17 protein-coding genes are annotated in these 18,048 nt (G+C 69.6%); 9 read left to right on the top strand and 8 right to left on the bottom strand.

Annotated elements, in window-relative coordinates:
- The coding region (locus tag ACFPZ3_RS54250) for a LysR family substrate-binding domain-containing protein (RefSeq protein WP_379522305.1) at positions 1 to 498 on the top strand (498 nt) is incomplete at its 5' end.
- Positions 499 to 546: 48 nt separating this feature from the next.
- On the opposite strand, the gene ACFPZ3_RS54245 is transcribed toward ACFPZ3_RS54250, so the two are convergent.
- Complete coding sequence (locus ACFPZ3_RS54245; RefSeq protein ID WP_379522304.1) at positions 547 to 1,731, bottom strand: cytochrome P450; 1,185 nt, start codon at positions 1,729 to 1,731, stop codon at positions 547 to 549.
- 356 nt (positions 1,732 to 2,087) lie between these two features.
- Here ACFPZ3_RS54245 and ACFPZ3_RS54240 point away from each other — a divergent pair, with 356 nt between their 5' ends.
- The 7 genes from ACFPZ3_RS54240 (at position 2,088) to ACFPZ3_RS54210 (ending at position 9,478) form a co-directional block, all read left to right on the top strand.
- The gene (locus ACFPZ3_RS54240; protein ID WP_379522303.1) at positions 2,088 to 2,933 is read left to right on the top strand and encodes a fumarylacetoacetate hydrolase family protein; all 846 of its coding nucleotides are present in this window, start codon (positions 2,088 to 2,090) and stop codon (positions 2,931 to 2,933) included.
- Positions 2,930 to 4,231 carry an L-fuconate dehydratase gene (locus ACFPZ3_RS54235; protein WP_379522302.1) on the top strand — a complete coding sequence of 434 codons (1,302 nt, stop codon included), beginning with the start codon at positions 2,930 to 2,932 and terminating at the stop codon, positions 4,229 to 4,231. The genes ACFPZ3_RS54240 and ACFPZ3_RS54235 overlap by 4 nt, the downstream gene beginning before the upstream one ends.
- Complete coding sequence (locus ACFPZ3_RS54230; RefSeq protein ID WP_379522301.1) at positions 4,228 to 4,962, top strand: SDR family NAD(P)-dependent oxidoreductase; 735 nt, start codon at positions 4,228 to 4,230, stop codon at positions 4,960 to 4,962. Before ACFPZ3_RS54235 ends, ACFPZ3_RS54230 begins: the two co-directional genes overlap by 4 nt.
- A 78-nt stretch (positions 4,963 to 5,040) precedes the next feature.
- Positions 5,041 to 6,072, top strand: coding sequence for a sugar ABC transporter substrate-binding protein (locus tag ACFPZ3_RS54225; protein ID WP_379522300.1), 1,032 nt, complete (start codon positions 5,041 to 5,043; stop codon positions 6,070 to 6,072).
- Positions 6,073 to 7,554, top strand: coding sequence for a sugar ABC transporter ATP-binding protein (locus ACFPZ3_RS54220; RefSeq protein WP_379522299.1), 1,482 nt, complete (start codon positions 6,073 to 6,075; stop codon positions 7,552 to 7,554).
- The gene (locus tag ACFPZ3_RS54215) at positions 7,551 to 8,540 is read left to right on the top strand and encodes an ABC transporter permease (protein WP_379522298.1); all 990 of its coding nucleotides are present in this window, start codon (positions 7,551 to 7,553) and stop codon (positions 8,538 to 8,540) included. Before ACFPZ3_RS54220 ends, ACFPZ3_RS54215 begins: the two co-directional genes overlap by 4 nt.
- Positions 8,540 to 9,478: an aldo/keto reductase gene (locus ACFPZ3_RS54210; RefSeq protein ID WP_379522297.1), complete on the top strand. Its 939-nt coding sequence runs from the start codon at positions 8,540 to 8,542 to the stop codon at positions 9,476 to 9,478. The genes ACFPZ3_RS54215 and ACFPZ3_RS54210 overlap by 1 nt, the downstream gene beginning before the upstream one ends.
- 1 nt (position 9,479) lies before the next feature.
- Here the strand turns inward: ACFPZ3_RS54210 and ACFPZ3_RS54205 are convergent, their stop codons facing one another.
- Together ACFPZ3_RS54205 and ACFPZ3_RS54200 are read right to left on the bottom strand one after the other, a co-directional pair.
- Entirely contained in the window at positions 9,480 to 10,427 is a 948-nt protein-coding gene (locus ACFPZ3_RS54205) for a DNA polymerase ligase N-terminal domain-containing protein (RefSeq protein ID WP_379522296.1), read from the bottom strand.
- A 10-nt stretch (positions 10,428 to 10,437) separates the two neighbouring features.
- The gene (locus ACFPZ3_RS54200) at positions 10,438 to 11,454 is read right to left on the bottom strand and encodes a LacI family DNA-binding transcriptional regulator (protein ID WP_379522295.1); all 1,017 of its coding nucleotides are present in this window, start codon (positions 11,452 to 11,454) and stop codon (positions 10,438 to 10,440) included.
- 80 nt (positions 11,455 to 11,534) lie between these two features.
- Here ACFPZ3_RS54200 and arfA point away from each other — a divergent pair, with 80 nt between their 5' ends.
- Complete coding sequence (gene arfA / locus ACFPZ3_RS54195; protein WP_379522294.1) at positions 11,535 to 13,031, top strand: arabinosylfuranosidase ArfA; 1,497 nt, start codon at positions 11,535 to 11,537, stop codon at positions 13,029 to 13,031.
- 97 nt (positions 13,032 to 13,128) lie between these two features.
- Here the strand turns inward: arfA and ACFPZ3_RS54190 are convergent, their stop codons facing one another.
- From ACFPZ3_RS54190 to ACFPZ3_RS54170, 5 genes are all read right to left on the bottom strand, one after another.
- The gene (locus tag ACFPZ3_RS54190; RefSeq protein ID WP_379522293.1) at positions 13,129 to 13,809 is read right to left on the bottom strand and encodes a FadR/GntR family transcriptional regulator; all 681 of its coding nucleotides are present in this window, start codon (positions 13,807 to 13,809) and stop codon (positions 13,129 to 13,131) included.
- Positions 13,810 to 13,834: 25 nt separating this feature from the next.
- Positions 13,835 to 14,857, bottom strand: a complete 1,023-nt coding sequence (locus tag ACFPZ3_RS54185; protein WP_379522292.1) for an MBL fold metallo-hydrolase — start codon at positions 14,855 to 14,857, stop codon at positions 13,835 to 13,837.
- A 72-nt stretch (positions 14,858 to 14,929) separates the two neighbouring features.
- Positions 14,930 to 16,045 (bottom strand): steroid 3-ketoacyl-CoA thiolase, encoded by a 1,116-nt coding sequence (locus ACFPZ3_RS54180; protein ID WP_379522291.1) that lies wholly within the window; start codon positions 16,043 to 16,045, stop codon positions 14,930 to 14,932.
- Between the two features lie 42 nt (positions 16,046 to 16,087).
- Positions 16,088 to 17,077, bottom strand: a complete 990-nt coding sequence (locus ACFPZ3_RS54175) for a sigma-70 family RNA polymerase sigma factor (RefSeq protein ID WP_379522290.1) — start codon at positions 17,075 to 17,077, stop codon at positions 16,088 to 16,090.
- 247 nt (positions 17,078 to 17,324) lie between these two features.
- Positions 17,325 to 17,975: a TetR family transcriptional regulator gene (locus tag ACFPZ3_RS54170; protein WP_379522289.1), complete on the bottom strand. Its 651-nt coding sequence runs from the start codon at positions 17,973 to 17,975 to the stop codon at positions 17,325 to 17,327.
- Between the last annotated feature and the right edge of the window lie 73 nt (positions 17,976 to 18,048).

The raw sequence follows: 18,048 nt of genomic DNA, 5'->3' as shown, positions 1-18,048 counted from the left end.
GACGTGGCGGTGCAGCGGCTGCCGGTCCGCGACGCCCGGCTCGCCACCCGAGTCTGGGTGCGCGAGCCGCTGACCCTCTTCCTGCCGGCCGGGCACCCCCTCGCCACACTCCGTGAGCCGGCACCGGTCTCCGTGCTCGGTGAGATCCCCCTGGTGCTGTGGCCCCGCGAATCCGCGCCCCTCGCCCACGACGAGATCACCTCGTTGTGCCACCACGCCGGGATCGTGCCGCGCGTCGGCGCACGGGTCCGGACCGTTCAGACGATCCTCGCGCTGGTCGCCGCCGGTTTCGGTGCGGCGGTGATGGCCGACTCCTATCGAGTGCTGCACCGGGAGGGCGTGGCGACCCGACGGCTCGCGGGCACCGCCACCAGCCTGCACCTGGTCTGGCGAGCCGGGGACATGGGTCCGCTGCTCACCCGTTTCATGACCGCCCTGAACGCCGTGAGGGCTCGGTACCGCGATGAAGGACCCGCGGGGCACGCCGGGCGCTCGTGATCATCCTCGTTTCCGAGCGAACGCCGTACGGCGGCCTTTCGATACAGGTCAACCTATGGTCACGGGCAGTTCCTTGATGCCGTTGATGAAGTTCGAGCGCAGTCGCCGGACCTCGCCCGATTGCCGGAGGCGGGGGTGGCGGCGGGCCAGCTGTTCGAAGAGGATGCGGAGCTCCAGCTTGGCCAGGTGGTTGCCCAGGCAGAAGTGGGCGCCCCCGCCGCCGAAGCCGATGTGGGGGTTGGGGTCGCGGCCGATGTCGAAGGTCTCGGCGTCGGTGAAGACGGAGGGGTCGCGGTTGGCGGAGGCGTAGAAGACCACGACCTTGTCGTTCTCCTTGATCTCCTGCCCGCCCAGCACCTGGTCGGCCGTCGAGGTACGGCGGAAGAGGTTCACGGGGGCGACCCAGCGGACGATCTCGTCGGAGGCCGTCTTCGCCAGGGCGGGGTCGGCGACGAGGCGGTCCCACTGGTCCGGGTGCTCGAAGAGGGCGAGCATGCCGCCGGAGGCCGCGTTGCGGGTGGTCTCGTTTCCCGCCACCACCAGGAGGAGGACGAAGAGGTCGAACTCGTCCTCGCCCAGGGTCTCGCCGTGCTCGTCCGGCTGGAGGAGCTTGGTGACGATGTCGTTCCTCGGGTTCGCCCTGCGCTGGGCGGCGAGCTGGTTGGCGTACGCGTAGACCTCCATGGCGGCCCCCGAACCCTCCTCGGGGGTGCTGGCGTAGTCGGGGTCCTGGGAGCCGATCATGCGGTTCGACCAGTTGAACAGCTTGTCGCGGTCGGACGCGGGAGCTCCGAGCAGCTCGCAGATCACGTAGAGCGGCAGGGGCGCGGCGACCTCGGTGACGAAGTCGACCTCGCCGGTCAGCTTGTCGAGGAGGTCGTCGCAGATGTCGCGGATGTGCTGTTCGAGGGCTCCGATCGTGCGCGGGGTGAACCCCCGGTTGACGAGAGAGCGCCGCCTTGAGTGCTCGGGCGGGTCCTGGTTGAGCATCATGAGGCGCTGCAGCGCGATCTGGTCCTCGGCCAGGTCGTCGAAGAGGGCGAGCTTGCGGTTGGAGGAGAAGAGGTCCGAGTGCCGCGACACGTGTACGACGTCGTCGTAGCGTGTCACGGCCCAGAATCCGGGCTCGCCGTGGTGCCAGTGAATGGGGGAGTTCGCGCGCAGCCAGGCGAGCTGGTCGTGGGGCGGTCCGGCGGTGGCGTAAAGGTCCCTGTCGACGAGGTCGATGTGCACGCGCGTCACCTCTTGATCAAGCGCTTGGTTAAGGGGTGTTGAAACGTGTTCTATTACGTGTCTGTACGGCCGTCAAGGACAACCTGGATCGTTCCTGATCACCGCCGGGGTGCCGGGCTGCCAAGGCATGGGGAGCGAATGGGGGTTTATGATCCGATGTTTTTGGGGGTGGTGTTTCGGGGGTATGAACGTGGTCATCGGGGCGGTTAAGTGGGTTCACAGGGGATCTGCTTCGTCTAAGGGTCTTTTGCGAGGTCACGGATCGGATGTATCCGTCTTAGCGCCCTTGACATGCTGCACCCCTCCGCACCAGCATCAGGAAGCGAGACATCCGATGTATAGGTGAAGGGTGCGGTGTGAAGCTGCTGCGAGTGGGACCTGTCGGCCAGGAGCGGCCGGTGGTCATGGATGACGCCGGCAATCTGCGCGACATCGGGGAGCCCGAGATCGATGGGGCTTTCCTGGCGTCCGGGGGAGTGGCGCGGGTTCGGGAGGCCCTTGAGCGGGGTGACCTGCCCGTGGTCGATGCCGAAGGGGTGCGGGTCGGGGCGCCGATCGCGCGGCCGGGGAAGATCGTCTGCATCGGGCTGAACTTCAGCGATCATGCCGCCGAGTCGGGTGCCGCCGTGCCGAGTGAGCCTGTGGTGTTCATGAAGGCGAGCAACACCATGGTCGGCCCGTACGACGAGGTGCTCGTGCCCCGTGGCAGCGTGAAGACCGACTGGGAGGTGGAGCTGGCCGTCGTCATCGGGCGGGAGGCTCGATACCTCGGCAGCCGGGAGGAGGCGCTGGAGGTGATCGCCGGGTATGCGGTCGCCAATGACGTCTCTGAGAGGGAGTTCCAGCTTGAGCGCGGCGGGCAGTGGGACAAGGGCAAGTCGTGTGAGACGTTCAATCCGCTCGGTCCGTGGCTGGTGACGGCCGATGACGTGGGTGATCCGCAGAACCTGCCCATGCGGCTGTGGGTGAACGGCGAGTTGCGGCAGGATGGCGACACCAAGAACATGATCTTTGATGTGGCGGAGGTCGTGCGGTATCTGAGCCAGTTCATGGTGCTGGAGCCGGGTGATGTGATCAACACCGGCACTCCGGCCGGAGTCGCCATGGGGATGCCGGGGCAGCCGTACCTGCGTGCCGGTGACGTGATGGAGCTGGAGATCGAAGGGCTCGGGCGGCAGCGGCAGACGGTGGGGCAGGCATGACGGCCGCGGGTGCGTACCGGATCGTGGGGATGGAGACGCACGACGTGCGCTTTCCCACCTCGCGTGAGCTGGACGGCTCCGACGCGATGAATCCGGACCCCGACTACTCCGCCGCGTACGTGGTGCTCAGGACGGACGACGGGTACGAGGGGCACGGGTTCGCGTTCACGATCGGGCGCGGCAACGACATCCAGACCACGGCCATCAGCGCGCTGGAGCCGTACGTGGTCGGCAAGGACGTCGAGGACCTCGGCGCGCTCTACAAGGCCATGGTCAACGACTCGCAGCTGCGGTGGCTGGGGCCGGAGAAGGGCGTCATGCACATGGCGATCTCCGCCGTGGTCAACGCCCTGTGGGATCTCAAGGCCAAGCGGGCGGGCAAGCCGTTGTGGCGGTTGTTGTCGGAGCTGTCGCCCGAGGAGCTCGTCGAGCTCATCGACTTCCGCTACCTGAGCGATGCCCTGACCAAGGACGAGGCCCTTCAGATCCTGCGGCGCGGGGAGGAGGGGAAGGCCGGGCGGATCGAGCGGCTGGTCGAGATCGGGTATCCGGCGTACACGACCTCTCCTGGATGGCTCGGCTACGACGACGAGAAGTTGCGGCGGCTCTGCAAGGAGGCGCTCGACCAGGGGTTCGGGCAGATCAAGCTCAAGGTCGGCGCGGATCTCGAGGACGACCGGCGGCGGTTCAGGGTGGCTCGCGAGGTGTGCGGGGCCGATTTCCCGATCGCGATCGACGCCAACCAGCGGTGGGACGTCGGGTCGGGGATCGAGTGGATCAACGCGCTGCGGGAGTTCAACCCGCACTGGGTCGAGGAGCCGACCAGCCCCGACGACGTGCTGGGGCACGCCGCCATCGCCAGGGGGATCGCGCCCATCGCGGTCGCCACGGGCGAGCACGTACAGAACCGCATCGTGTTCAAGCAGCTCCTGCAGGCCGAGGCCATCTCCTACCTGCAGATCGACTCCGCCCGCGTCGGCGGGGTCAACGAGAATCTGGCGATCCTGCTGCTGGCGGCCAAGTTCGGGGTACCGGTGTGCCCGCACGCGGGCGGGGTCGGGCTGTGCGAGCTGGTGCAACATCTGTCGATGTTCGACTACGTGGCGGTGACGGGAACCATGGAAGGGCGGGTGATCGAGTACGTCGACCACCTGCACGAGCACTTCGTGGACCCTGTCGTCATCCGCGACGGCCGCTACGTGGCCCCGTCCGCGCCGGGTTTCAGCGCGCAGATGCATCAGGGGTCGATCACCGCCCACACCTTCCCCGGCGGTGAGGTCTGGAGGGACGAGGCATGAGTCTGAAAGCGATTGTGACCGGCGGAGGCTCCGGGATCGGGCTGGCGGCGGCCACCGCGCTGGCCGGGCGCGGTATGACGGTCGCCTGTCTCGACCTCAACCCGCCCGGCGATCCGTTCATCGGGATCAAGGCGGACGTGACCGATGACGCGGGGGTACGCGCGGCGGTGGCCGAGGCCGCTGAGCGGCTGGGCGGCATCGACGTGCTCGTCAACAACGCGGGCATCGGGGCACAGGGCACCATCGAGGACAACCCGGACAGCGAGTGGCACAAGGTGTTCGACGTCAACGTGCTCGGCATGGTCCGGGTGGCGCGGGCGGCGCTGCCGTACCTGAGGAGGTCCGAGCACGCCGCGATCGTGAACACCTGCTCGATCGCGGCCACCGCGGGGCTGCCGCAACGGGCCCTGTACAGCGCCACCAAGGGCGCGGTTCTGTCGCTGACGCTCGCCATGGCCGCGGACCACCTCCGGGAGGGCATCCGGGTCAACTGCGTCAATCCGGGCACCGCTGACACTCCGTGGGTCGCCAGGCTGCTGGACGCGGCCGACGATCCCGAGGCGGAGCGGGCGGCGCTCAACGCCAGGCAGCCGATGGGCCGCCTGGTCAGCGCGGAGGAGGTCGCCGCGGCGATCGCCTACCTCGCCAGTCCCGAAGCCGGCTCGACCACCGGGAGCACGATCGCGGTGGACGGCGGCATGCAGGGGCTACGGCTCAGACCGGCCAACTAAAGGCCCGGGCGATCGGCCAAGGCCCGGACCGTCGGATCGGCGGCCCGGGCCAACCGAATAAGGAAGGTACCCCCCAAAATGAAATTCGGACGGGCGGTCGCGGCAGCGGCCCTGTTGGCGGTCGTCACCGCGTGTGGTTCAGGCACGACGACGACGACGGCGGGAGAAGGCGCCGGCGGCGGGAAGATCGGCATCGATCACCCCCGCGCCGACTCCGACTTCTGGAACTCCTACATCAAGTACGTCCCCCAGATGGCCGGCGAGCTCAAGGTGGACCTCATGCCCGCCACGAACTCGCAGAACGACGTGGCCAAGCTGGTCAACAACGTGCAGGCGCTGGTCGGCCAGGGCGCCAAGGTCATCGTCATGGCTCCGCAGGACACCGGCGCCATCGCCAACACGCTCCAGCAACTGGAGAACAAGAAGATCCCGGTGGTGACCGTCGACACCCGGCCGGACAAGGGCAAGGTCTACATGGTCGTACGCGCCGACAACCGCGCGTACGGCACCAAGGCGTGCGAGTTCCTCGGCGAGAAGCTCGGCGGCAAGGGCAAGGTCGTGCAGCTCCAGGGCGCGCTCAGCTCGATCAACGGCCGTGACAGGTCGGAGGCGTTCCTGGAGTGCATGAAGAGCAAGTTCCCCGGGATCACGGTGTTCAGCGAGCCGACCGAGTGGGAGGGCACCAAGGCGGCCTCCATGTTGCAGACCCGCCTGGAGCAGAACCCGGACATCAAGGGCATCTACATGCACGCCGGCGGGGTGCACCTGGCCCCGACGTTGCAGGTGCTCAAGCAGAAGGGCGTGCTGGTCCCGCCGAGCGACCCCAAGCACATCTTCGTGATCTCCAACGACGGCATCCCGCAGGAGTTCGAGGCGATCCGCAAGGGCGACATCGACGCCACGGTGTCGCAGCCGGCCGACCTGTACGCCAAGTACGCACTCTTCTACGCCAAGGCCGCGGCCGAGGGCAAGACGTTCAAGCCGGGCCCAACCGACCACGGCAGCACGATCATGCAGCTCCCGAACGGCCTGGAGGACCAGCTCCCCGCTCCGCTCGTGACCAAGGAGAACGTGGACGACAAGGCCCTCTGGGGCAACCAGGGCAAGTAGATGACCAATCACGTCGAAGCCCGAAACGTCGTCAAGCGCTTCGGTCCGACGACCGCGCTCAACGGCGCGGAGATCGCGATCGCGGAGGGCGAGACCCGCGCGCTCGTCGGCAGGAACGGCGCGGGGAAGTCCACCCTGGTGTCGATCCTCACCGGGCTCCAGCGGCCGGACGAGGGTGAGGTGCTGTTCTCTGGACAGGCGGCGCCCACCCTCGCCGACCGTGACGCCTGGCGGCAGCGCGTGGCCTGCGTGTACCAGAAGTCCACGATCATCCCGGCGCTGACGGTCGCCGAGAACCTGTTCCTGAACCGCCAGTCCGACAGAGGGCAGCGGATCAACTGGCGGGCGCTGCGGGGCAGGGCACGCGAGGTGCTGGACACGTACGAGGTGGACGTGGACGCGCAGGCGCTGGCCGGGGACCTGAGCGTGGAGCAGCGGCAGCTCGTGGAGATCGCCCGCGCGCTGTCGTTCGGGGCCAGGTTCATCATTCTCGACGAGCCGACCGCCCGGCTCGACGGCCCGGCCATCGAGCGCCTGTTCGCGCGTATGCGCTCGCTGCGCGAGCAGGGCGTCACCATGATGTACATCTCCCACCACCTCGACGAGGTGTACGAGATCTGCCAGAGCGTCACGGTGTTCCGTGACGCCCGGCATGTGGCGACCCGGCCGGTCGCCGACCTCCCGCACGACGAGCTGGTCGCCGCGATGACGGGGGAGGCGACGGAGGCGTACGAGTCCCGCCGGCGCACCCCCGGCGACGCGGTGGTGTTGTCGGGCGAGGGCCTGACCCTGGCGGGCCGCTACACGAATATCGATATTTCCGTTAAAGCGGGCGAGGTCGTCGGCCTGGCCGGCTCCGCGAGCAGCGGCAAGGTCGGCCTGGCCGAGACCCTGGTCGGGCTGCGCAAGGCCGACACCGGCACGGTCACCGTCAACGGCGCCCGGGTCAGGCCCGGCGACGTGCCCGCCGCCCTGAGAGCCGGGCTCGGCTTCGTCCCTGAAGACCGTCACCACGAGGGCTTCGTCCCGCTGCTGTCCATCGGCGAGAACGACACGTTCCCGATCGCCCACAAGCTCGGCCGCTACGGCGTCGTCTCCCCGTCGAGACGCCGCGCCAAGGCCGAGCAGCTCATCAACGCCCTGGACATCAAGACGGAGGGCCCCGACCAGCCGGTCGCCGACCTGTCCGGGGGAAACGCGCAGAAGGTGGTGTTCGCCAGGGCGCTCGTGGACGACCCGACCGTGCTGGTCGTGATCAACCCGACCGCCGGCGTCGACGTCAAGGCCAAGCAGGCCCTGCTCGGCGCCGTCGAGGACGCGGTCGAGCGCGGCGCGGGGGCCGTGGTGGTCTCCGACGAGCTCGACGACCTGCGGATCTGCGACCGGGTGCTGGTGATGTTCCACGGCAGGGTCGTCAAGGACGTGCCGCGTGGCTGGACCGACCACGAACTCGTGGCCGTGATGGAAGGCATAGAAGATTGACCACTTTGACGGTGCCCACCCCCCGGCTGCGGCTGGCCAGGTTCCGTGATCTGACGCTCGTACCGGTGATCGTGATCCTGCTCGTCGTGGGCGCGATCCTCGACCCGACCTTCCTGACGGCGGGCAACCTGACGAACGTGCTCCAGCAGCAGGCGGCGATCTCGCTGCTCGTGCTGGCCGAGGCGATGATCCTGATCGCCGGCAAGTTCGACCTCTCGCTGGAGTCCACGGTCGGCACCGCCCCGGCCATCGCGGTGATGCTGGTGATCCCGGTGTCGGCGGGCGGGTTCGGCATCGGACTGCCGGGGACCCTGGTGATCCCGCTGGCGCTGCTCGTCGGCGCGGCGATCGGGGCGTTCAACGGCTTCCTGATCATCAGGTTCCAGCTCTCGGCGTTCATCGTCACGCTGGCCATGCTGATCATCGTGCACGGCTTCCTGCAGGGGCCGACCGAGGGCAAGACGTTGTTCGAGCTCCCCGAGTCGATCCTGTACCTCGGCAGCGCCATGTGGCTGGGCATCCCGGTGGCCATCTGGATCGCCGGGGCGCTGTTCCTGGCGGGCATCTTCGGGCTCGGTTACCTCAGGCTCGGGCGCTCGTTGTACGCGATCGGCGGCAACGCCGACGCCGCCCGCGCCGCCGGCATCCGCGTCGACCGGGTGTTGTACGGCGTGTTCATCCTCGGCGGCACGCTGGCCGCCCTGGCCGGCATCCTGGAGACCGGGCGCCTCGGGGCGATCGGCAACAACCAGGGCGTCGGCTGGATCTTCATGGTGTTCGCGGCCGCCGTCATCGGCGGTGTCAGCATGGACGGCGGCAAGGGCACGATCCTCGGCGCGCTGACCGGCGTGCTGGTGATCGGCCTGGTCCAGAACATCCTCACCCTCATCGGCGTCTCGGGCTTCTGGCAGCCGGTCATCTACGGCGCGATCATCCTCATCGCCCTGATGATCAGCCGGATCGCGGGCGGAAAGGCACAAGATTGATGGAACGGATCGACCTGCCCCGGCACGGCTTCGGCGGCGCGCCGCTCGGCAACCTGTACGACGAGGTCGCCGACCAGCAGGCCCACGCCACGGTCCAGGCGGCATGGGAGAGCGGCGTCCGCCTCTACGACACCGCCCCCCACTACGGCCTGGGCCTGTCGGAACGCCGCATGGGCCCCGCCCTCGCCGGCCGCTCCGGCTACCTCCTGTCCACCAAGGTCGGCCGCCTGCTGCGCCCCAAGACCTCGGGGAACGGCCGCGACGACGAGGGCTTCGACGTACCGGCCGATCTGGAGCGCGTGTGGGACTTCTCCCGTGACGGCGTGCGCACGTCGCTGGAGGAGTCCCTGGTACGCCTCGAACTGCCCGCCGTCCACATCGCCCTCATCCACGACCCGGACGACCACGTGGACCAGGCGATCGAGGAGGCGTACCCGGCGCTGGCCGAACTGCGGGCCGAGGGGCGGGTGCGGGCCATCGGCGTCGGGATGAACCAGTGGCAGGCGCCGCTGCGCTTCGTCCAGGAGACCGACATCGACCTCGTCATGCTCGCCGGCCGCTACACCCTGCTCGACCAGTCCGGCCTGCCGCTCCTGCAAGCCTGCGCCGAGCGGGGCGTACGCGTGCTGGCGGCCGGGGTCTTCAACAGCGGCATCCTGGCCACACACGAGCCGTCGGGCACCTACAACTACGCGCCCGCCCCGGCCCCGCTCCTGGACAAGGCCCGGCGGATCGCGGCGGTCTGCGAGCGCCACGGCGTCACCCTGCCCCAGGCGGCCATGGCCTTCCCCCTGCGCCACCCGGCGATCGCCACGATCGTCCTGGGGGCGCGGGCGCCGGAGGAGGTCGTGCAGAACGCCGCCCTGTCGTCCCTGCCGGTGCCGGACGAACTCTGGGAGGACCTGCGGGCGGAGGGGCTGTTGCCCAATGAGGGGTAGCTCAGGTTGGGAGGAGCAGCCAGGCCTTTGACGGTCCCGGTTCGTACGGCGAGTCCAGCCGCTTGGCCACCACCCCCGGCAACTTCTGCTCGCGTGCCGCCTGCAGCACCGGCCCCGCCTCCCCGGGCCAGGAAGGTGCCGTCTGCCAGTGGGAGCCCGTCAGGTTCAGGGCCTCCAGGGCCGCCCGGCGGGTGGTGTACGGCTCCGCGACCAGGGAGCGGCCGTCGTCGTACAGGAGGTCGTAGAACAGGAGGATCTCCGCGCCCCCGAGCGTGGCCACCTCCCCGTCCAGCACCGCCGTGCGGCTGCCGAACGCCTCCGCCAGCCCCCGCAGCCAGGGATGCTCCCGGGCGGCCTCCGTACGGCCTCCGTCGATGGGCACCAGGAGGCGGCGGCCGCCCCAGGCGAACTCGAAGGCGTAATCCGAGGCGTCCTTGGGGGGTTTGGCGCGTGAGGTCGGGAGCATGGGCTCCAGAGGCGGGAACGGGTCGCGGACGGGGGCGTCCATGCGGTGGATCATCCAGTTCTTGCCCCGCGTCTGGAACAGCACGAACCGGCCGGAGGCGCGCTCACCGTGCAGAACGAACTTGACCTCGCGATCGGACCACTTCTCCGTGTCGTACGTGCCGGTGTCCCAGACGGTCATGGTGCCGCCGCCGTACTCGCCCTGGGGGATCTCGCCGTGGAAGGTGAGGTACTCCATCGGGTGGTCCTCGGTGTGCACGGCCAGGTGGTTGGTGCCGGGGTCGGCGGGCAGGCCCTTGGGGACGGCCCAGGAGGCCAGGACGCCGTCGCGTTCCAGGCGCAGGTCCCAGTGCAACGACCGGGCGTGGTGCTCCTGGATGACGAACGCGTTCCCGCCGGGGGTGGAGGAGGGGGAGTCGGGGACGGGCTCGGGGGTGCGTTTGGGGTCGCGCTTGCTCCGGTATCGATCCAGTTTGTCGGACACAAGAGCGGTACTACCCGTTCGTGCTCTCCCTGATCGCCAGCCGGTAGGCCACGCGCACCTCCCTGGCGACGTCCTGGGAGCCCTTGGACATGCGGTCGGCCAGCAGGTCCACGGCCTGCCTGGCGAGCGCCCGCTTGTCGGGGGAGATCGAGGTGAGGGTCGGGGTGACGTAGCGGCCGTCCTCGATGTCGTCGAAGCCCGCCAGCGCCACGTCCCCTGGCACCGTGTGGCCGCGTTCGAGCAGTGTGCGCATGGCGCCGAGGGCCAGCGGGTCGCTGAAGCAGAAGACCGCGTCGGGGGCGAGGCCCGAGTCGAGCAGCGCGGCCATCGCGCGGGCCCCGTCCGCCCGGCGGTAGGTCTCCACGGGCACCACCAGCCGGTCGTCGTACGGCAGCCCGGCCTCCTCCAGCGCGTCGCGGTAGCCCGCCAGCCGCAGCCTGGACGTCTCGGCGGCCACGTCGTCCTGGGCGCCGATCGCGGCGATCCTGCGGCGGCCGAGCCCGGCCAGGTGCAGCGTCGCCTCTCTGGCCGCCGCCACGTTGTCGACCACCACGTGGTCCGCGGAGCCGGGGTAGACCCGCTCGCCCAGCAGCACCATCGGCGTGTCGTCCAGGCGGCCTGCCAGGTCCTCGGGGGTCAGCGCGAGCGGGCTGAAGATCACGCCGTCGATCAGGTGGGCGCGGAAGCCCTCGACGACGAGTTGCTCGCGCTCGCGCGTGCCTCCGGTCTGGTCGATCAGCACGGTCAGCCCGCGCTCCTCCGCGCAGGCCACCACCAGCCCGGCCAGTTCCGCGAAGTAGGGAACGTCCAGCTCGGGCACCGCCAGCGCGATGATCCCCGTGCGTCCCTGCCGCAGGTTCCTGGCCGACAGGTTGGGCCGGTAGTTGAGCTCCTTGACCGCCGCCTCGACCCGGGTCCGCGTGGCCGTCGTCACGTGCGCGTAGCCGTTGACCACGTTGGAGACGGTCTTCACCGAGACGCCGGCCAGCCGGGCCACGTCCTTGAGTCCAACGCGAGCTCTGTCCATGACGGGAAGTGTAGGCGCTTCTTTACAACGTTGAATACAACGATGTATAGATGGGCGGAGCCTAACGAGGGAGGATGCCCATGGAATCCGCCAAACTCACGCTCGACCCGGCGTTCGAGGTCGGCCCGGTCGAGCGACGGTTGTTCGGGTCGTTCGTCGAGCACATGGGCCGGTGCGTGTACACGGGCGTGTTCGAGCCGGGACACCCCCGGGCGGACGGCACAGGGCTGCGCCACGACGTGATCGAGCTGACGCGGGAGATGGGCGTCACCGCCGTGCGCTATCCGGGCGGCAACTTCGTCTCCAACTACGAATGGGAGGACGGCGTCGGCCCGGCCGATGACCGGCCCACCAGGCTCGACCTGGCCTGGAAGCAGATCGAGACGAACGCGTTCGGCCTGAACGAGTTCATGACCTGGCTGAACGAGGTCGACGCCGAGCCCGTGATGGCGGTCAACCTGGGCACCAGAGGCGTAGGCGAGGCCCGTGACCTGCTGGAGTACGCCAACTTCCCGGGCGGCACGCGCTGGTCCGACCTGCGGATCGCGCACGGGCGGCGCGAGCCGTACGGGATCAAGGTCTGGTGCCTGGGCAACGAGATGGACGGTCCCTGGCAGATCGGCGGGAAGACCGCGCAGGAGTACGGCAGGATCGCGCACGAGACGGCCAAGGCCATGCGCCGCGTGGACCCGTCCATCGAGCTCGTGGCCTGCGGCAGCTCCAACCTGCGGATACCGACGTTCGGCTCGTGGGAGGCGACCGTGCTGGAGCACTGCTACGAGCAGGTCGACTACATCTCCGCGCACAACTACTACGACCCCGTCCCCGGTGACCTGGCAAGTTACCTCGCCTCGGCGATCGAGATGGAGATGCAGATCGAGGGCGTGATCGCCACCGCCGACCACGTGGCGGCCAAGCTGGGCAGCCGCAAGCGGCTCAAGGTCTCCTTCGATGAGTGGAACGTCTGGTCGCAGAGCCGGTTCGGCGGTGAGAGCGGCCTGGAGTGGTCGCACGCGCCGCGGCTCATCGAGGAGGAGTACGACGTGGCGGGCGCGGCCGTCGTCGGCAGCCTGCTGATCACCCTGCTCAACCACACCGACCGGGTCGGCATCGCCTGCCAGGCGCAACTCGCCAACGTGATCGCCCCGATCCGCACCGAGCCCGGCGGCCCCGCCTGGCGGCAGACGATCTTCCACCCGTTCGCCCTCACCGCCGCCCACGCCCGGGGCCGGGTCCTCCAGGCGCAGGTCACGGCCCCGAAGATGGTGACCGAGCGATACGGCGAGGTGCCCGCGCTGGCCGCCGCCGCGACGCTCGACGACGACCGGCTCTCGGTCTTCGCGGTGAACCGCGGCGACGAGCCGCTGCCGCTGGAGATCGACCTGCGCGGCCTGCCGGGGGCGACGGGGATCACGCACGTCACGGTGGCCGACGACGACACCTCCGCGCGCAACACCGAACGGGACCCGCGCCGGGTCGAGCCGCGCCCGCTCGACGGGGCGACGATCGACGGTCACCTGCTCAAGGCGGTGCTCCCGCCGATCTCGTTCAACGTCTTGACGGCAGAGCTCTCCTGAGAGTCCTCCGACCTGTCAATGCCGCGGCTGCCACGACCCCTGGGGATCGTGGCCCGGGACCCTCCTCGACGAGCCCGACGGCATCTCCCCCTGGTGATCAGTCCAGCTCCAGCGCCCTGCGCAGCCACGACTCCACGCCCGCCACGTGCACGGTCGCCCAGGAACGGGCGATGTCGGCCTGGCGGGCGGCGATGGCCTCGTAGATCGCGGTGTGCTGCTCGCGCGTCTTGTCCATCGCGCCCTCCTGCGTGAGCCCGCGCCAGATCCTGGCGCGGGTGGTCGGACCCGACAGGCTCTCGATGAACGAGCACAACACGCTGTTGCCCGAGCCCTGCGCGATCCTGTGGTGGAACTGCAGGTCGTTGGCGACCAGCTCCTCGACCGTGGGCCGCTCGGGCAGCGACTCCAGGATGACCCGCAACTCCTCGATGTCGGCCTCGGTCATCTGCTCGGCCGCCATCGCCGTGGCGGCCGGCTCCAGGATGCGCCGGACCTCGAAGAACTGGATCACCGTGTCGTCGCGGTGCAGGTCGAGCACGAACGACATGGTGTCCAGCAGCAGGCGGGGCTCCAGGCTGGTGACATAGGTGCCGTCGCCCTGCCGCACGTCGAGCACGTTGATCAGCGAGAGCGCGCGTACGGCCTCGCGCAACGAGTTGCGTGACAGGCCGAGCCGCTCGGCGAGATCCGCCTCCTTGGGCAGCCGGTCGCCGGGGGCCAGCTCGCCCGAGACGATCATTTGTTTGATCTTGTCGATGGCCGCGTCAGTGACCGCCACGCTTTTCTCCCTAGACATCGGATGTCTAGGAGTCTATGGCCTGGAAGCGGACCGGATCGACCCCCGGGAGCCTGCGGATCCGGCCTCTGGCCTCCAGGGTGCGCAGATGGGCCGCGGCCTCGCCGGCCGCCATGCCTCTCAACACGGGGGCCAAATCATCCCACGGCCTGTTCCACGTCATCATCGCGGCGACCTCCCAGATGGTCAGCGGTTGCGGCCGCTGGGCCAGGAGGGCGCGCAGCCGTTCGAGCTTCTCCTCGTGATGGTGGCGGATCTGGGAGGCGCGTGCGGCAACATCAGGAAATATCCACTCATGGGCGGGCAGTGCGTCCAGCGGGCCGAGGTCGCCCACGCGGTCCAGCGACGCCAGGAAGTCGCTCAGGGGATCGACGTCGTCCCGGTCATACGGATATATCCCGATGTGCGGGGTTATGTCGGGCAGGACGTGGTCGCCGGTGAACAGCCGGTCGGCGTCCTCCAGGTGCAGGCAGATGTGGCCCGGCGTGTGACCGGGGGTGTGCACGGCGCGGAGCCTGCGGCCCGGCAGGTCCACCAGGTCGCCGTCACGCAGTTCGCGGTCGGGCAGGGCCGGAGTGGGCGGGCGGCCGCCCATGACCTGCCTGGTCTCGACGGCGTCGGCGCCGGCCCGCCTGAGCATGTCGGCCTGGAAGGTGTCGTGCTCGCCGGCCGCGTACTCGGTCATGAGCCTGACCAGCGCCGCGTCGTCCTCGTGCATGGCGATCCACCCGCCGGACGCCTCCCTGACCTGCCCGGCGAGCCCGGCGTGGTCGGGATGGAAATGGGTGACGACCACCCCGTGCACCGCGCTCACGTCCAGCCCGAGCGCCGCCAGGCCGCCGCTGAGCGCGTCCCAGGCGTCGGGGTGGTTCCACCCGGCGTCGACCAGCACGGGGCCCTGCGGCGATTCGACGGCGTAGACGAGCGTGTAGCCCAGGGGGTTGCCGGGGATCGGCACGGGCACGCTCCACACCCCGCCGCCGAGATCCTGCGGCCGCTGCTCGGTGTACGGCCTGCGCCTGGTCTTCATGTGCCCCCGATTCGTTCTGAAGTGCCGTGGCCAAGGCCGTATGAGTGCCCTGATCATGGACTGAATACGTGGTCAGCCGATTCGTTCCAGGATCGTGGCCGTGGCCAGAGCACCGCCCGCGCACATCGTGACCAGTGCGGTCGCCGAGTCCGACCGTTCGAGCTCGTGCAGCGCCGTGGTGATCAGCCGCGCGCCCGTGGCCCCCACGGGATGGCCGAGCGCGATCGCGCCGCCGTTGACGTTGACCCGGTCGAGATCGGGCTCGTGCACGCTCGCCCAGGACAGGACGACCGAGGCGAACGCCTCGTTCACCTCGAACCGGTCGAGATCGCCGATGGTCATCCCGGCCGCCGCCAGCACCCTGGCCGTGGCCTCGACGGGTCCGTCCAGGTGGTAGTACGGCTCCGCCCCGACCAGCGCCTGCGCCAGGATCCGCGCCCGGGGCCGCAGCCCGTGCCGCCGCGCGGCCTCCTCGCTCATCACCAGCACCGCCGCGGCCCCGTCGGAGATCTGCGACGAGGTGCCGGCCGTGTGCAGGGCGCCGTCCATCACGGGCTTCAGCTTGGCCAGCCCCTCGGTGGTCGTCTCGCGCAACCCCTGGTCCTTGCGCACGTCGCCGACGGGCACGATCTCCCGCTCGAACCGCCCGTCGGCCCACGCCTTGGCCGCCAGCCGCTGCGACCGCGCGCCGAACCAGTCGAGCCGCTCACGGGTGAGCCCGCGCCGCCGCGCGATCCGCTCGGCGGCGGTGAACTGGTCGGGCAGGTCGATGCTCCAGTCGTCCGGCCTGGCCCGGGCGGGCGCCACGTTGCTGCCCAGCGGCGCCCGGCTCATGACCTCGACCCCGCAGCCGACGCCCACCTCGATCACGCCCGCGCTGATCATGGCCGCCGCCAGGTGCACCGCCTGCTGCGAGGACCCGCACTGGGCGTCCACGGTGGTGACGCCGGTCCGGTAGGGCAGCCCGGCATAGAGCCACGAGTGCCGCCCGACGTGCCCGCCCTGTTCGCCGGCCTGGGTGACGCACCCGGCGAACACCTGCTCGACGAGCGCGGGATCGAGCCCGGACCGCTCGACGAGCCCGTTCATCGCGCCGGCCAGAACCTGTTGCGGTTTGAGGTCCGACAACCATCCCGCCCGCTTGCCGATCGGAGTACGTACGGCCTCGACGATCACGGGTACGCTCACAGCGGCCTCCAGAACGATGCTCTGGCGCGACTGTAACGCGTTCTACTTTGTTTCGGAACCCTCCCACTTCGCGGGCAGGTCGAACGTCTCGAACAGAGACTCCTCGAAGAACATGCCGACGTGGCTGATCCGGTCGCCGGAGAAGGTCAGCACCATGAGCGCGAACTGCCGGTAGACCTCGCCCTCCCGCAGGTAGACCGCGAAGGCCGGCTGCCCGTTGGCGGCGGTCGGCACCAGCTTGAGATCGCCGGGGCGCTGGGCCGGGCACTGCCGCTTGGTGAGCTCGACGATCGCCTCGGGGCCTTGGTACCAGCCCACGAACGGCGGCATCTCCCAGATCGCGTCCTTGGTGAACAACTCCACCAGGCTGTCGATGTCGTAGCTCTCGAATGCCGCCACATACTGGTCGAGCTGGTCGCGCTGCTCCTGCGACAGCGGCTCCACCGGGTCGTCCAGGCTCGGCGACACCTCGTTGAGCTGGGCGCGGGCCCGCTGCAGGATGCTGTTGACCGCCGCGGTGGAGGTGCCGACCGCCTCGGCGACCTCGGCGGCCCTCCACTTGAGCACGTCGCGCAGGATCAGCACCGCGCGCTGCCTGGGCGGCAGGTGTTGCAGCGCGGCGATCAGCGCGAGCCTGATGCTCTCGCGCGAGGTCACGATGGAAGCGGGGTCGTCGGCGTCCACGCCCGTCAGCACGTCGGGCGCCGGTTCCAGCCACGGCACCTCCTGGTCCTGCACCAGGGGAGCGTTGCCCTCAAGGCTCGGCGCGCCCAGGCCCGTCGGCATCGGGCGGCGGCCGCGGCTCTCCAGCGCGGTCAGGCACGTGGTGGTGGCGATGCGGTGCAGCCACGTGCGCAGGGAGGAGCGGCCCTCGAAGCCGTCGTATCCCCGCCACGCGCGCAGATAGGTCTCCTGCACGAGGTCCTCGGCGTCGTGCACCGAACCCATCATGCGGTAGCAGTGCGCCAGCAGCTCACGCCGCATCGGATCAGCCAGCCGGAGGAAGTCCTCGTTCGTCGGCTTGTCGGTCATACCTCCTGTATAGACGGCGGCACCGACAGTTCGGCGAGTTCTTTACCTTCGCGCGGTCGATTGCGGGGTGTCGCTTGACCTTTCGCCTGATCACCACGTGGACGGCCCACTGGGCGCTCCGTAACGGCGGCTCGCCACTGACGGGTTCAGAGGCCGTGTTCCTGGAAGGTCGTCAGCCGGAGTGCGGTGGGTGGCGGCCCAGCCGGCGGAGCCGTAAAGGATGGTGATCTTGAATGTGGTGAAGATCTCAGATGTCGGCGAGAAGGCGTGCGGCGGCGGTCTCGATGCGGCGCTGGATCTGGTCGTACGTGCGGCGCCCGCGCAACATCTCCAGCAGTTCCTGCACCCACACGCTGGACAGCGACCCCGCGAGGTCGGCCTGCTCCTCGCTCGCCCCCTCCAGCGTCAGCCCGCCCGCCGAGACGCGCAGCAGCAGGCCCGTCATGCGGTCGCCGAACGGGGTCTGGACCTCCGCCATGATCAACGATCGGATGAGCGCGTCGGCCAGCTCGGGCTCGCGCATCAGCCCCCTGGTGGCCCGCATCAGCACGTCCACCGCGCGGCTTGACGGCGTCGCGGCCCCCGGCGGGCGGCGCTCGATGCTGCTCTCCAGCAGGTCGATCTCCTCGCCCACCACGGCCACGACGAGGTCCATCTTGGAGGGAAAGTATCGGTAGAGCGTGCCAAGCGCCACGCCCGCGCGCTCGGCCACCGTGCGCATCTGCATGGCCTCGACCCCGCCGCGCGAGGCCAGCGCGGCGGCGGCCTGGACGATGCGCTTGCGGCGTTGGTGCTGGCTGCGCGTACGGACGCTGTGGCCGGCCGGAGTGGGGTGGCTCTCCATGGTCCCCTCGGTGTCGCTGGAGGGCGCTGCGGTTGGCGCGTGCGTGGTACGCATAAGAACACGTTATCTGATTTCTTGATAACGCGGCTTGTTACTCACGGGTCACAAACGAGCGGTATCGGCCCAT

The organism is Nonomuraea insulae (assembly GCF_042656245.1).
This window is presented reverse-complemented; position numbering and strand designations above follow the sequence as displayed.